This window comes from Phytoamicus setariae, assembly GCF_016722925.1.
GTDB classification, from domain to species: domain Bacteria; phylum Pseudomonadota; class Alphaproteobacteria; order Rhizobiales; family Rhizobiaceae; genus Rhizobium_E; species Rhizobium_E setariae.
Genome location: NZ_JAEQNC010000006.1, coordinates 347,921 through 361,896 on the forward strand (window position 1 = coordinate 347,921; position 13,976 = coordinate 361,896).

General features: G+C 58.2%; 14 protein-coding genes. 5 read left to right on the forward strand and 9 right to left on the reverse strand.

Annotated features, from left to right (window positions below; genetic code table 11):
* Positions 1-70: 70 nt before the first annotated feature.
* From JJB09_RS13415 to JJB09_RS13430, 4 genes are all read right to left on the reverse strand, one after another.
* The gene (locus JJB09_RS13415) at positions 71-1,855 is read right to left on the reverse strand and encodes a tetratricopeptide repeat protein (protein ID WP_201658736.1); all 1,785 of its coding nucleotides are present in this window, start codon (positions 1,853-1,855) and stop codon (positions 71-73) included.
* Between the two features lie 42 nt (positions 1,856-1,897).
* The gene (locus tag JJB09_RS13420) at positions 1,898-3,307 is read right to left on the reverse strand and encodes an adenylate/guanylate cyclase domain-containing protein (protein WP_201658739.1); all 1,410 of its coding nucleotides are present in this window, start codon (positions 3,305-3,307) and stop codon (positions 1,898-1,900) included.
* Positions 3,308-3,423: 116 nt separating this feature from the next.
* A complete protein-coding gene (locus JJB09_RS13425) occupies positions 3,424-4,911 on the reverse strand; it encodes an MJ1477/TM1410 family putative glycoside hydrolase (RefSeq protein ID WP_201658743.1) in 1,488 nt (495 codons plus the stop codon).
* Between the two features lie 99 nt (positions 4,912-5,010).
* Complete coding sequence (locus tag JJB09_RS13430) at positions 5,011-6,945, reverse strand: BTAD domain-containing putative transcriptional regulator (RefSeq protein ID WP_201658746.1); 1,935 nt, start codon at positions 6,943-6,945, stop codon at positions 5,011-5,013.
* 123 nt (positions 6,946-7,068) lie between these two features.
* On the opposite strand from JJB09_RS13430, the gene JJB09_RS13435 reads away from it, so the two are divergent.
* Entirely contained in the window at positions 7,069-7,785 is a 717-nt protein-coding gene (locus tag JJB09_RS13435) for a DUF1194 domain-containing protein (protein ID WP_201658749.1), read from the forward strand.
* A gap of 28 nt (positions 7,786-7,813) precedes the next feature.
* On the opposite strand, the gene JJB09_RS13440 is transcribed toward JJB09_RS13435, so the two are convergent.
* From JJB09_RS13440 to JJB09_RS13450, 3 genes are read right to left on the reverse strand one after another with little or no spacing between them, the layout of a single operon-like run.
* Positions 7,814-8,362 carry a DUF1697 domain-containing protein gene (locus JJB09_RS13440; protein ID WP_201658752.1) on the reverse strand — a complete coding sequence of 183 codons (549 nt, stop codon included), beginning with the start codon at positions 8,360-8,362 and terminating at the stop codon, positions 7,814-7,816.
* On the reverse strand, positions 8,362-8,730 hold the full coding sequence (gene yidD / locus JJB09_RS13445) for a membrane protein insertion efficiency factor YidD (RefSeq protein ID WP_201658755.1): 369 nt from the start codon (positions 8,728-8,730) through the stop codon (positions 8,362-8,364). The genes JJB09_RS13440 and yidD overlap by 1 nt, the downstream gene beginning before the upstream one ends.
* Positions 8,714-9,157 carry an iron-sulfur cluster assembly scaffold protein gene (locus JJB09_RS13450; RefSeq protein WP_201658758.1) on the reverse strand — a complete coding sequence of 148 codons (444 nt, stop codon included), beginning with the start codon at positions 9,155-9,157 and terminating at the stop codon, positions 8,714-8,716. The genes yidD and JJB09_RS13450 overlap by 17 nt, the downstream gene beginning before the upstream one ends.
* 326 nt (positions 9,158-9,483) lie before the next feature.
* Between JJB09_RS13450 and folE the strand changes: the two genes are divergently transcribed.
* From folE to JJB09_RS13465, 3 genes are all read left to right on the forward strand, one after another.
* Positions 9,484-10,107: a GTP cyclohydrolase I FolE gene (gene folE / locus JJB09_RS13455; RefSeq protein WP_201658761.1), complete on the forward strand. Its 624-nt coding sequence runs from the start codon at positions 9,484-9,486 to the stop codon at positions 10,105-10,107.
* Between the two features lie 3 nt (positions 10,108-10,110).
* A complete protein-coding gene (hisI, locus tag JJB09_RS13460) occupies positions 10,111-10,560 on the forward strand; it encodes a phosphoribosyl-AMP cyclohydrolase (protein ID WP_201658764.1) in 450 nt (149 codons plus the stop codon).
* Between the two features lie 122 nt (positions 10,561-10,682).
* Positions 10,683-11,657: a patatin-like phospholipase family protein gene (locus JJB09_RS13465; protein ID WP_201658768.1), complete on the forward strand. Its 975-nt coding sequence runs from the start codon at positions 10,683-10,685 to the stop codon at positions 11,655-11,657.
* A 45-nt stretch (positions 11,658-11,702) separates the two neighbouring features.
* Here the strand turns inward: JJB09_RS13465 and JJB09_RS13470 are convergent, their stop codons facing one another.
* Together JJB09_RS13470 and JJB09_RS13475 are read right to left on the reverse strand one after the other, a co-directional pair.
* A complete protein-coding gene (locus tag JJB09_RS13470; RefSeq protein ID WP_201658771.1) occupies positions 11,703-12,131 on the reverse strand; it encodes a CBS domain-containing protein in 429 nt (142 codons plus the stop codon).
* 134 nt (positions 12,132-12,265) lie between these two features.
* The gene (locus JJB09_RS13475; RefSeq protein ID WP_201658774.1) at positions 12,266-12,982 is read right to left on the reverse strand and encodes a rhomboid family intramembrane serine protease; all 717 of its coding nucleotides are present in this window, start codon (positions 12,980-12,982) and stop codon (positions 12,266-12,268) included.
* Positions 12,983-13,282: 300 nt separating this feature from the next.
* Here JJB09_RS13475 and JJB09_RS13480 point away from each other — a divergent pair, with 300 nt between their 5' ends.
* On the forward strand, positions 13,283-13,903 hold the full coding sequence (locus JJB09_RS13480; protein WP_201658777.1) for a PAS domain-containing protein: 621 nt from the start codon (positions 13,283-13,285) through the stop codon (positions 13,901-13,903).
* Positions 13,904-13,976: the final 73 nt, after the last annotated feature.

Here is a 13,976-nt window from a genome sequence, read left to right on the forward strand (position 1 = left end):
AATCTGCCCGGCCTGCATTCGACAGATATGCCGCATGCGTTCGCGATTTCGCCGGCGAACCCGCCGCATGTCACACCGCCAGCCCGGCTTTGCGCAGGCCTTCGGGGCGGCGCTCGAAATCTTCTGCATTCCGGAACGGCAGGATACGGCGGCGGCGCTCGACAGAAAATTCGGGATTGAACTCGAACACCCGTTCCCAGGCCCGCCGGCATTCTTCCTTTCGTCCGAGATGACCGTAGCACGATGCCAACAGCGCATAGGCGAGATCCGAGCGCGGATTGCGGGCAAGCCGTTGCTGGATCACCTCGATCGTCCCCTCGTAATCTCCGAGCGAAAACAGGGCATCGGCGCGAAACTGCAGCAGCACCTCCGGATAGTGGGGATCGAGCCGCACCGCTACATTCAGCGTCTCGAGCGCGCCAGCCGGGTCGCCAGCAAATATCTGCACATGCGCCTTCGCCATCAGCAGTCCGACGGAGTTCGGTGCCAGCGCAAGCCCCCGCTCCACCACCGCCTGTGCCCGGTCCAGCTGCCGGCTCCACATGCAGGCCACGACCAGCCCGAAGTAGCCTTCCGGCTGATCTTCGGCCATCGCCACAGCGCGTTGCGCCAGTTCCAAACCGATTTGCAGGGCGCGCTCGGGGTCCGTACCCCAGGCGTTGACGTAATCAAGCACGTGGGTGAACGCAATCAGCGCGTGGGCCGCCGCATAGTGCGGATCGATGGCGATTGCGGCTTCCACCAGACGGCGCGCTTCGATGTTGCCTGCATGGCTGTGTGCCATGGCCAGTACCCGACCGCGCAGGTAGAATTCATAGGCCTCCACATTGACGGCGTGCGCGCCCGTCAACCGATCCTGGTCGCCCGGCGCAAGCTTCAACTTGAGCGCCGCCACGATCTCCTGCGTAAGCTCGTCCTGGACGGCGAAAATATCGGTGAGGTCACGATCGAACCGGCTGGCCCAGACATGGCCTCCGTCGTTGGCGTCGATCAACTGCGCGGTGACCCGGATCCTGTTGCCTGCCTTGCGGACGCTGCCTTCGAGGACGTAGCGCACGCCCAGCGCCTGGGCAACATCAGGTATGGAGACAACGGCATTCTTATAGACGAAGGAGGAATTGCGGGCGATCACATGCAACCCCGAAAACTTGGAGAGATCGGTGATGATGTCTTCGCTGATGCCATCGGAGAAATACTCCTGCTCGGCATCGCCACTCATATTGTTGAACGCAAGCACCGCGATCGAAGGCTTGTCCGATGCTGCCAGTGCCACGGGTGGTCTTCCGGCAATGCGGGAAGATGCCGTCGCCGCCGGCTTCGTTGGCGTATCACCGCCAACCTCAAGCGCATAGACCCGGATCGGATCGGCTATATTCTTCAGCTGTGTTTCGCCCAAATCAGCGGCTGGGAGATCCAGTCTCGACTTGACCTGCCTGTAGGCATCCTCCGACAGGCAGATCGCCCCTGGCTTGGCTATGGTCTGCAAACGCGCGGCGATGTTGACACCGTCGCCCATGAGGTCGCCATCGCTTTCTTCCACCACGTCGCCGAGATGGATACCGATGCGGAATTCTATGCATCGATCCGGCGCGACGCCGGCATTGCGCTCAAGCATGGCTTGCTGAACCTCGATCGCACAGCGAACGGCATCGACGACGCTGCGGAACTCGATGAGGCTGCCGTCGCCGGTGCGCTTGACGATGCGGCCGTTATGCACGGCAATGGTCGGATCGATCAGATCGCTGCGCAGGGTTCTGAGCCGGGCCAGGATACGGTCCTCGTCGGCTCCGGCCAAGCGGCTGTAGCCGACAACATCCGAAACCAGGATCGCCGCTATTTTCCGCGTCTCGCTCATAGCGCCAGTTCCCCTCCGTGGACGCTGACCTGGGCGGCCGGTTCACGGTATCGCAAATACCGCGATTTCGTTGGTAATTCCGCGAAGAGCCACATTGCGCGACGTGGGACTGAGACCGCGATCCGTCAACAGGCTGGATGTGTGCGGATCCTTGAGCACAGAGCCGGTGGCGAAGATCTCCCGCGATGTCGCGAGATTTTGCACGCGCGAGGCTATATTGACCGTCTGGCCGAAATAGTCCTGGCGCTCGTTGAGGCTGACCGCAATGCAGGGGCCTTCGTGGATGCCGATTTTCAACAGCAGATCCTCGTTGCCGTGCTCAGTGTTGAGCCTACGCATTGCTTCCCGCATCCTGATGGCAGCGGCGACGGCCCGGTCAGACGTGGTAAACGTCGCCATCACGGCATCGCCAATGGTCTTGACCACCGCGCCCGCCTCTTCGGCGACGATTTCGTTGAGCACACTGAAATGCGCCCTGACGAGGTCGAAGGCAGCAAGGTCGCCCACGCGTTCGTAGAGCGCCGTGGAGCCCCTGAGATCGGTGAACAGGAAAGTCAGGCTGGTGATCTTCAATCGCTGGTCGACATCGATCGTATCGGTCCGGTAGATATCGCGGAATGTCTGGTTACTGAGAAGGCGTTTGGCGGTCAGGAACGGTCGCCGGCGGTTCAACATGCTGTGTAGCGCATCGTTGACGAGGCAGACGGATGGCAGGGTCCGAACCTCCGCGTGGTTCTCCACCTGGATACGCACCGGCCCGGGCTGGACCGTCAACATGTCGCTGTGGGCCTGATTCCGGTCAAACACCATGGGGATGATCCGCCGTTCCTTGGTCGGCTCACCCTTCACGTCAAGGAATTGCACGGCGTGCGTCACCGGCTCGAAGACGATGGCGATCCCCTCGGGAAGCTGCAGCGAGATGACGGCCTTTTCCCCGGGCGGCAGTTCGAGCACCTCGATAATGAACTCGTCGATGATCGCCTCGTAGTCGTCCTCCGGCAGATCGACCCCCGAGCCCCAGTGCATCTGGCGGAAATATTCCAGCGGCGGCAGCTGGTGCGGGTTATGGGCTTCTATACGTCGAACGCGCGGACTGACCGTGAACGTCACATCGACCATTTCGTCCAGTGTCGGCTCATAGCCGGCAGCGCAGAGCTCGCACGTATACTGCGTGCTATGCACCGTTTTCAGGGACGTGTTGGCGTCGAGCACGCCACCGCAGCCAGGACAGAGGATGTTCCAGGACAAATCGAACAGGCCCAGACGCGACGCATGCAGAAAACCGGCAATCGTCTGCTCTTCATCGAGGCCTTCGCTGGCAGCGAAGGCAAGCGCGTTGACACGGTTAAGCTTGCGGTCGGGTGCATCGCGCACCAATCGCTCCATAGCATCCGCGACGTCCGGCTGCGCCGATTGGCGCAGCACGTCAAACAAAGCCTGAACCTCGGTCATGGTGCCATTGTACACCAAATCCGGAACCATGGCACAGGTTAATTAGGTGTTTGGAATGCATGGTGCCTGCCGCATCGGTAAACAGGCGCCACCGCGGCCTCGTACTGCATCCCTTCTCAAAACACCGTGAAGTCGCTCTCGGTCAACGTAAGGCCCGGCGCCAACGCGGCAAACTGCACTCGGCTGCCGCTACCGGAGCCATCGGCATCGTAGTAAAGTGCGCCGGTTTCGCTGTTGTAGATGATGCGATCATCGTCATCGACCGCCTGCGTCGCAACCACAAACGCGGATGCAGGCAGCGGGCCATCATCGAGACCCGCAAAAATCTTGTAATCAAGCCGGATGCTGTCCTGCCCCACTTCAAAATCAACGATCGTGTCAATGTTCGCTTTGCCGGGCTTGGTGTCGAACACGAACTGGTCGGCTCCTGCCCCTCCAGTCAACCGATCCTTGCCCAGCCCACCATTCAGCCGATCGTTGCCGTCGCCACCCAGCAGCCGGTCATCGCCCGCCCCGCCGAAAAGCCGATCATTTCCGTCGCGCCCGTCGATCCTGTCATTGCCGCCCAGCCCATCGACCGTTTCGGCAAGGTTCGAGCCGCGCAAATTGTCGACCCGTTCACTCGGCTTGATGTAAGCCGGCTCGCCGTCATGGGTGCCAATTAGCTTGTCGAGATCGCGGTGTGGCGCCGCAAACGGAATGAACCCGTCCTTCAGCACCATCTCGTTGAACGCTTCGACCCGCTTCTTGCCGCTGATATAGTCGACGACGAAAACCGGTATGCCGTTGTCGATGAAATCGCGCTGCAGGACCTTGATAGTCTGCTTGTCAGGCCTCAGTGCATTGTTCTCGTCCTTGCCGCCGCGATAGTAGAGATCTTCCACGGCAATGCCGCCGATCACGTCGAGATACTTTTCCATGCGCGCAGTATCGGAGCCGAGCGCATCGATGATCCACGCACCGTTCTGCGGGATGACGAAGAAGTCTTCATTGGTTTCGCGCGCGTGCTTTGTCATGTCGACGATGAAGTCGACCATTCGTTGCGCCGCCTGCTTCTCGTTTTTGGGATCATCAGTCTGGCGCTGGCCCGGCTTCACCTCCGCGCCCCAGAAATAGTAGGCATCGACGATATCCAGATAGGCCGCGTCAAAACCGGCCTTGACGATGTGGTCGATATCGCCGGTCTTGTCGTCGTTGAACATGATGTTCTGCCAGTCCTGATCCCAGTAGCGCACTTTCCGGGATTCCGGCCAGTCCGGGTTGACCGGCCCCAGCCAGTCGGGCGCCGCATCGGTCAGTCTTCCGGTGGCTCGGCCGTTGACCGTCCAATCCGACTGCCAGTAGTCGCGGAAATCGGAGGCCTCGCCAATGGAAATATAGGACACGACGACGGAGCGTCCGCCCATGCCGTCTTTCATGCGGGCGATTTCGTCGACTGTAAACCGGTTTGCGTCGCTGCCGTCGCGCGAGGCGTCGATCACGAGCAGGTCATGGGTCGCCGAGGCGAGAAGACCGGGATCGAGAGGTTTTCCGCCAGCGCCCTGAAGTTGGTAACCCCAGTTGTTAACGGATACAGTGCCTGAGGAGGTCTTGAATTGCAGCATGTCATTGTCCAGCATGTCTTTCGAATGAGCACACTGTGGACAGCAAAGAAATTGCCGGCTGATTAAGAAAATCGCTAAAAACTGCCCGCAAGGCAGCATCTATTTCGACCAGGGCAGCCCCGCGGCCTCGAGCATGGGCCAGAGTCGCTCGCGAAAATACGGCCCCCGCGCCAGCAGCAGTTGCTCTATGTACCGACCGTTGAGCAGGAGGTTGTTCTGCCTGACTTCGGCCACGCCCAACCGGGCCTCATCGGAATTCCCGATGGCTTCATGCGCGGCCGCCCGCAGCAGGCGCGCCCAGTTGTATTCCGGAAGAACGGTCAGGAAACGATCAAGAAATGCAATCGCGTCGTGGTAGTTGCCCGAAGCAATACAGGCGTCGCTTCGGAAAAGAAAAATCGGATGGTAATCGGGGCTGACCTGATCTGCCTGATCGAAGGCCGCATGCGCCTCCTCGATCCGATCCGCATAAGTCAGTCCAATCCCCAGCCAGGTGTGGAACTCTCCATCATTGGGGTTCAGATCAACCGCCCTCGTCAGCCCGTCGAGACCCGCCCGGATATTGCCAAGATAGGTCTCGGCCAGACCGAAAGCACTCAACAGGTAAGGTTCCCGGTCATCGATCTGCAGTCCGGCCGTCACAATATCGCGCGCCTGCATGAAAGCGCGTATGGGGTTGCCGAGCCAGCCATTGAAGCTGGAATGGAAATTGATCCAGGCAAGGCTCTCGCGAACCAGTACATGATCTGGATCAATGGTGAGAATGCGGTTGCACAGCCGCCGGGCTCGGATCATCCCGGTCAATGTCGGCCGCTCAACGTGATGGAAAACCTTGAGGTAGAGATTTCCGTCGGTAACCTTTTCCGCGCCATCCACGCTGGAGCTTTCGCTGGCATGTTTCATCAGGATCTGAAAGAGGTTACCGCTGATCTTGCGTACCAGTCTGTCCTGCCCGGCCATGGAGGTTGCATTCTCGCCCGAATACTTGCGGCTCCATATCTGCGTACCACTGTGGACCGAAACCAGTTGTGCCAGGGTCCATCCAGTTTCGCCTAGCCCTTGGAAAGCGATTTCGAGAATGTAATCAGCGCTGACGAGCGCTCCGATCTCTTCCACCGTATGTTCGCGTGCCTTGAACGCAAGCATGGTCGCGGCGGCAACGACTGAAATCGGAGAGAACCGGCCCACTTCCCCGATCAGTTTTCGTGTGAGGGATTCAGCCACGTGGCTGTCGTCGCCACGGTCGGATAGGCTGACGATTGGCAGGATGGCCAGTCTGGGTTTGCCGCTGGCAAGATAGTTCCGTTGTGTCGGATCCCGCGGGTTGCGGATGCCAGCGATCAACTGCCGGGTCTCCGCATCGGGTATAACGTCAAGATCGGCCTTGAATTGCGCGCCGAGGGTTTCGTAATATCGGATGGCTCGTGCCCGTTCGCCGCGCGACAGATAATTGCGCAGCACTATCCTGTGGGACGGTTCATGATAGGGGTCATGCCGCAGCAGGCAACGAGCCGCCGCCACGGCCTGTTCCTTGTCGCCGGATTTCTCCAGGCTATTGGCAATCCGCATAAGACAATCGAACAGCAGATCATGATGTCGGTCACGCTCGCTGCGCAGCCACACTTCAAGCGTTTCGTCCGAAAAATTCAGACCTTCGAGAAATTCCCCCTCATAGTAATCCAGCCTTTCCGGCAGCAGTCCGCTTGCGGCTGCAGCCACCAAAGCCTGAACATCGGTGACCAACTCACCGTCTTGCACCCAACCTGCTTCATTGTCGAACATGAAAGGTTCAGCGCCATGTCCCTCCATGGCGTGCCGGATCGTGAAAAACGCCTGCCGTAGACTGTTGCGTGCGTGATCCTCCGTGCGTTCGGCCCAAAGGGTGCCGGCCAGTTTCGACCGCGATATCGGCCGTCCATTAGAAAGGGCCAGCATAGCGATAAGCGCCTGGTGCTTCCGCGAGCCGATAGCGATGCTCTCGCCGGTCGCGGCGAGCAGCTGGAAACGGCCGAATAGGCGCAGCACGAAACCCATCTTCTCACTTCCCCAGGAGGAAATTAACGAGCCTGTAACGTGGCTATAACGCCGGGGAAGCGAACGACTGACATAATCCCCCTCGACGAGGTTTCAGTTACAACTAGACTAGGATTTGCGAAAATGTGCAAGCATCTGTTCGCCCTGGCTACTGTTCTACTTATGGTGCAAACGGCACATTCCCAGACACGCAGTTGTGTTGACATAGCTCTTGTACTGGCGGTCGATGGATCCGGCAGCATCACTGAACAGGAGTATGCGTTTCAGAAGTTTGCGATAGCAGATGCTTTCCGGGATAAAGAAGTACTCTCCGCACTGAACAAAGCAGGGGTTGTGGCGCTGTCGACCGTATTCTGGGGCGATGGAGATTTTTCAACCCAGAAGCTCGACTGGTTTGTCGTGTCGCGACGTCGTGATGCGGAGCCGTTCGCCCGCGCAATGGAAAACAACCAACGTCTCGTGTTCGGCAACACCGATATCGGTAGCGGTATATGGAGCGCGCTTGACCTGTTATCAAACCCGCTGATTTGCGCAGCCAGATCGATCATCAACGTCTCCGGCGATGGGAAGGAAACGATTGCGCCCAAACGTCGGCAAGTTGCATCGTTGCCAGCGGCACGCCAGCGAGCGAAGGAGATGGGCGTCACAATTAATGCATTGGTTGTTTCCGACGACGTTGGCGATCTCGCCGGCTATTATCGCAAGGACGTGATTGTCGGAGCCGATTCTTTTGTCATGGACATACCCAGCTTTGCCGACTACCGCGCTGCCATCAAGCGGAAGCTCATCAAGGAGCTTTCATCCAAAACAGTAGCCTCGCTCGTCCATCAGTCCAGGTAAGCGTTGCTTCGAATTGAGAGGATCGACCTCAGCAGCGAGAGTCCAGCATCTCTCCCAGCCGTCTGACAGTGTTCCAGTTTCGCGTCGTGCCAATTCCGCCCATACGGCCCGGTGCCAGCACGCCAGGCAACTTCGACTCGCTCGGTTTGCCAGCAAATGCGATCCACAGATCGCCATCGACAAGGCAGACTTGCTCACCGTTTGCCTGGACGCGTCTACAGCGATCCAGAACCTGTTCTTCGGCACGTTGCCGCATGACGCGCACGACAACCCGATCGGGTGTGCTGGCACTCTCGTCAGGAAAAGGGTTTGCGGCGATCAATACACGCCACCTGTCTGCATTCCGGATGATGATATCCACATGCTTGCCATGGAACGCCGCAAAGGCGGCCTCTAAAGCTGCTTCAATGTCGCTTACCGGTTGATCGTCGGCTTCGAAAATCAGATTGCCGGTCGAGACCAGCGTTCTTGTATTGCCAAACCCGAGCTTCTCGGCGACGCGACGAAGATCGGCCATCGCGACACGACGCTTCCGATCGATTATGACAGAGTAAAGCAGCGCGACATAGGTGGCCATCAATTGCCTACCGGCTTTTGGCGCCAGTACGTCCAGGGAAAATACCAGTGCATGCGGCTCTCCAACCGCTCAGGTACAGGATCGACGCCCCAAGTACCGCCGGGACCGCATCGCACCACACGAAATAACGTCATCCAGCCGCCCGCCCACAGACCGTGACGCGCAATCGCCTCGTAACCGAATTCGGAGCAAGTCGGCATATGCCGACACGAACTGCCGACAAGGCTAGACAGGGTGAGTTGGTAAAGCCGGATGAAGCCCATGCCGAACAAACGCTGCGGTGTCTTCGGGAAAGGGCCGGACCAATTGCGGCCTTTCTGCTTTATGCCCCCGGACCCGGTATGCCCGCAATCAGGCTGGCTGCACATTGCGGGCCGCCTCGATCTGGCCAAGACAATCGATAACTGCATCGAACGTCAGCATGGTCGACGCATGACGCGCCTTGTAGTCCTTGACCGGGCGCAGAAACCGCATGTCCTCAAAGCGCCCGACAGGTCCCTCGCCATTGTCCTTCAACATGGCCAGCATGTCGATGCGCGCCTGCTTCAACTCGTCGCGCGACGCGCCGATCACATGCCGCGCCATGATTGACGATGATGCCTGGCCCAGAGCGCACGCCTTGACATCATGTGCGAAAGCACTGACCACCTCTCCATCCATCCTCAGCCAGACCTTGACCTTGGATCCGCAGAGCTTTGAGTGCGCCTGCGCCACCGCGTCAGCCGCCGCCAGCGTGCCAATCAGCGGAATATTTCCCGCAAATTCGAGGATCTTCGTATTGTAGATGTCATCCATGGCTTGTCACAGTTCTTATCGCAATATTTCGTTGTACGGTGCGAACCGGGCAGGATATTCCGCCGTATCCCTTAAAAAGGCAACGCCCCCCTTTGCCACGGACTATCCGTTACTATATTGTATGTCGCGATGGGGCGACAGATTTGCAAGAGCAATCGGTAGCCTGTTGTTTGGGAAACCGTGCCGAAGGACCGTCACTGAGACGATGGGCCCGAGGCCCCGGAACCCGCCAACGGAACCCATGCCTGCAGGGACAGGTGAATGGCCAGCGGCGAGTAGTCCGATTTAGATGATCAAGATTCCGGGAAGGAATCAAGAGGCCGTTCATGGATGCAGTAGTGAAGAAGTTCGCCCGTGAGGACGATGTACCCCACCAACCCACAAAGAAAGAAGCCGAGGATGCGGTTCGCACCCTGTTGCGCTACATCGGCGAGGATCCCGACCGCGAGGGGTTGCTTGACACCCCTGCGCGGGTCGTGAAGTCCTACCGCGAATTGTTTTCAGGCTATCATGATTCTGCCGAGGAAGTCCTTGGCCGTATGTTCGAGGAAGTGGCCGGCTATGACGATATCGTCATGGTGCGCGACATTCCGTTTTTCTCGCATTGCGAACATCACATGGTGCCGATCATGGGCAAGGCGCATGTCGCCTACCTGCCGGACGGTCGTGTACTCGGTCTTTCGAAGATCGCTCGCGCGGTCGACATCTTCGCCAAGCGCCTGCAAACGCAGGAGGCCATGACCGCACAGATTGCCAAGGCTATCGACGACACCCTCAGGCCACGCGGCGTTGCAGTGCTGATCGAGGCCGATCACATGTGCATGGCCATGCGCGGCGTCAAGAAACTCGGCGCATCCACAATGACGACCACATTTACCGGGGCGTTCAAGAAGGATCCGCGCGAGCAGGCTCGGTTCATGTCGATGCTGCGCGGCTACGGTCCGCTGTAATCGATGACGATCGAATTCGACGCCCCCTCCCGGGATAAGCTTGCGCTAGAGGAAGGTACTTCCTTTACGCCGAAGTTCGATGCCAACGGCCTGATCACGGCCGTTGTCACCGATGCGGACGACAATGCGCTGTTGATGGTCGCCCATATGAATGCCGAAGCACTGATGCTGACGCTGGATACGGGAATTGCCCATTACTTCAGCCGCTCCCGGGGCAAGATCTGGAAGAAGGGCGAAACTTCCGGAAATCTCCAGACCGTTGTCGACGTGCTGACGGACTGCGACCAGGACGCCTTGCTTATCAAGGTAAGGGTGGCCGGACACGATGCGACCTGCCATACCGGACGCAGATCCTGCTTCTATCGGTCGGTGCGGATTACAGACGGCGTTCCGCGCCTGATCTCCATCGACGAACATCGCCACTTTGTTCCCTCGGAAGTATACAAAGCTTAAGTCAAGACTTGGCGCCTTGCTTCAATTCTGTACAGGCTGAAAGATTCTTTGATTTTCCTTAACCTGTTTGCGCAACTAATGTCTTACATGCAAGTTGTTCAGCCAGCGTAGGATATCAAGTCATGCTGAACTGGAATTTACACCGTCCGAACGACCCACCGGTCTCTCTGGAACAGGGCGTCAGCACGATTGCCGGAGTACCGGGAACGATCGAAAAATCGAAACAGCCAAAACCGAAGATTGCGCTGGCACTTGGCGGCGGTGCGGCCCGTGGCTGGGCACATATCGGCGCGCTCAAGGCGCTCGATGAAGAAGGCATAGAAATCGGCATGATCGCCGGAACTTCGATCGGCGCCCTGGTGGGCGGATGCTATCTGGCCGGAAAACTCGATGAACTGGAGACCTTCGCCCGATCGCTAACCATGCGCCGCATGGCGGCGCTGCTCGACTTCACAATCGGCGGCGGCGGCCTTTTTGCCGGCATGCGGCTGACGCGACGTATGCAGGAGCATCTCGAAGGATTGTCTATTGAAGGGCTGGATCGCCCCTTTATCGCTGTTGCAACGGAAATTCGTACGGGTCACGAGGTCTGGATCGAAACCGGCTCATTGATTACCGCAATCCGTGCCTCCTATGCTCTTCCGGGGATTTTTGAACCCGTATACAGCAACAACCGGACGCTGGTGGACGGCGCACTGGTCAATCCCGTTCCCGTTTCGGTATGCCGCGCTTACGAGCAGCCACTGGTGGTGGCAATCAATCTTCACTACGACCTCTATGGCCGGTCGGCGGTGGTGAAGCACTCAGCCAAGGCCGACAAGTTGGAGCGCCAGTTCGAACGCGAGGGAGACCGCGGCAAGAGCGTCAACCTCGGCGTGACGAGCGTCATGGTCGAGGCGTTCAATATCATTCAGGATCGGATATCGCGCGCACGCCTTGCCGGTGATCCCCCGGACCTCGCACTTCAACCACGACTGTCCGACATCGGGCTGTCGGAGTTCCATAGGGCCTCCGAACTCATCGATCGTGGCTATGAGGAAGTCAAAAGCAAGATCAGTGAGATCAGGCGGATGCAGGAAGTCATCCGCGCTTTTTGATGAAAGTTGGGCCGCAGCCATTGAAATTCTGCGGCCGCTAAATGGTCAACCTGCAATATAGGCTTTGATTTCCTCAGCTTCGCGCTCAATGGCGCGGATATGTGCCTTGACGACATCGCCGATGGAAATAATCCCGGCCAGATGACCGTTCTTCTCGACCGGCACATGTCGTGCCCGCTTGGCGCTCATCAGCGACATCAACTCGCCAATTGTCGTCTCTTCGCGGCAACGGTAGACATTTGGCCACATGATGGATGATACGGATTTTTCGAGACAATCAACGCCCTGGCGGGCAATTGCCGAAACGATGTCGCGCTCGGCGAGAATGCCGGCGATGTGATCACCGCGATCAATGACGATCACGGCGCCGATGTGATTGTCATTAAGCAGTTTGGCGGCGTCTCTAACGGAGGCCTGTGGCCCGATAGTCAGGACGTTCCGACCTTTTTCATCCAGGATAGCCTTCACACTCATGCAACACTCCTCCTCGCACGGGTAGCGACAAATAGGTGGCACTTCGGGAGCAGGACAATTCCGAGCATGCCACCGTCGACGGAGCGATGGTGCGCCTGAAAACAGGCGAATGCAAGAAAAAGCACTAATATAGGTTAGCGCTGCGCCTTGCGATCAAAAAGACCAAACGTCAGATACCCAAAGAGGAAGCCACCGACATGCGCCTGCCATGCGACGTTGTAGTTGCCATTCGAAGGCACGCCGGCGCCGTAAACGACGAGCGCATTGGAAAGGGCCCACACGATGATGAACATGATCACAGAGCGGTGGGTCAAAGCTTCGATAATGCCAAGCCTGGGGGCGTATTGAGAAAAGCGCATCGCCGGGGTGCCAGACAGAGGTAAAGAAAAACGACATGCAGCGCCAAAAGTCGCCGACACTACCCCGGATGCTCCGATGAGCACCACATTGGCAAAATCTGTCACATAGGCTTGAAAGAAGGCGCTTGCCACCGCTGAGGTAATCCACAAAACGACGAACCGCACGCTGCCGATGCGCTGGGCAAGTGGGCTTGCGAAGGCGAGAAGCCAGGCGCAGTTGAAAATCAGGTGAATGAATCCACCATGCAGAAAGGAATAGCCCACGGGACCGACGAACCAGCCAGCGTCCTGATCGAACAACGGATAAAGGTAACGCGCGGGCAGGAACGCCATTAACATCACGAACCTGTTGTCCAGTTCGGCTGAAAGGATGTATTCGCGGGCAAGGTGAATGGCGACCATGGCGCCGACGAAGGCCACCAGAATGCCCGGGATATTGAACACCGGTTCGGAAACGCGCCTCGCGCCTTCATTCTCAACCTGATTTTCCAATGCAAAAAACTCCGAGCCGCAGGGATTGCCCGGTCATATCAGCAAAAAAAATGCCGTCCAGCAAAGTTTGCGGACGGCACGATCGACATTATGGAGGTCTGACCGGACAAGTTGTGCTGAAGGTTTCCCTTCCTGATATGACGTGTAGCATGCCATTTGGACCGGATCGTGGCAATCGAAACCCAATTTTAACCTTAACGCGATCCGGGTGGTGGCGCCCCCTGCCCTGGCACGATTTTCGCGTCGCCTATCCTAGAAGCCCTGAATTCCGACTGTTCTGCGGGCATAGGACGTACCGAAATGAAAATCCGTCACAAAACGACACAGACACTGTTGAGATACTTTACCTGGGTTCGCGGTCGCGACACAGCTCCCCTGCGATCGGCGATAGACCCCTCCCAGCTGAAGACTGAACTTCCCGACATCTTCATTCTCGAAAAAGGCATGGATGGCCACGTGCGGTTCAGGCTTGCGGGCACGCGCGTCTGTCAGGTGCTCGGCCAGGAAGTTCGCGGTGAGGAATTCCTGCGATTCTGGCGCACCCGCGACCTGCACAAAATGAAGCTGTCCTTCGACACCATTCTCGCAACCCGGGTCCCGATGCTGGTTGATGTGCGAGGCATTTCAGACCAGGTAAGCGCTGCGGACTATGAAATGCTGTTGCTTCCCCTGCGCTCCACTCCAAGCGTCTGCGACCGCATTATCGGCTCCCTGTCGGCGGTCTCGGCTGTTCGATCGCCTTACTCTCTCGGCAGGCGGCTCGAGGCCACGGCTATCACCATCCTTCACGATGCCGTCCCGGAAGCGGAGGAATTGGATGACTTGGAGGATGACAGTTTCTACATCGACAAGCCCATGACTAGGCCTTTTGGTCACCGTCCGACGCATCTCAGGCTTTTGCAAGGTGGCCGTCAGGATTGATCGTCACGCTGGCTGCGCCAATTCGGCCCATGGCTTTTTGCCCACCGACGGACTAGACTCGGTGCAAAATTGC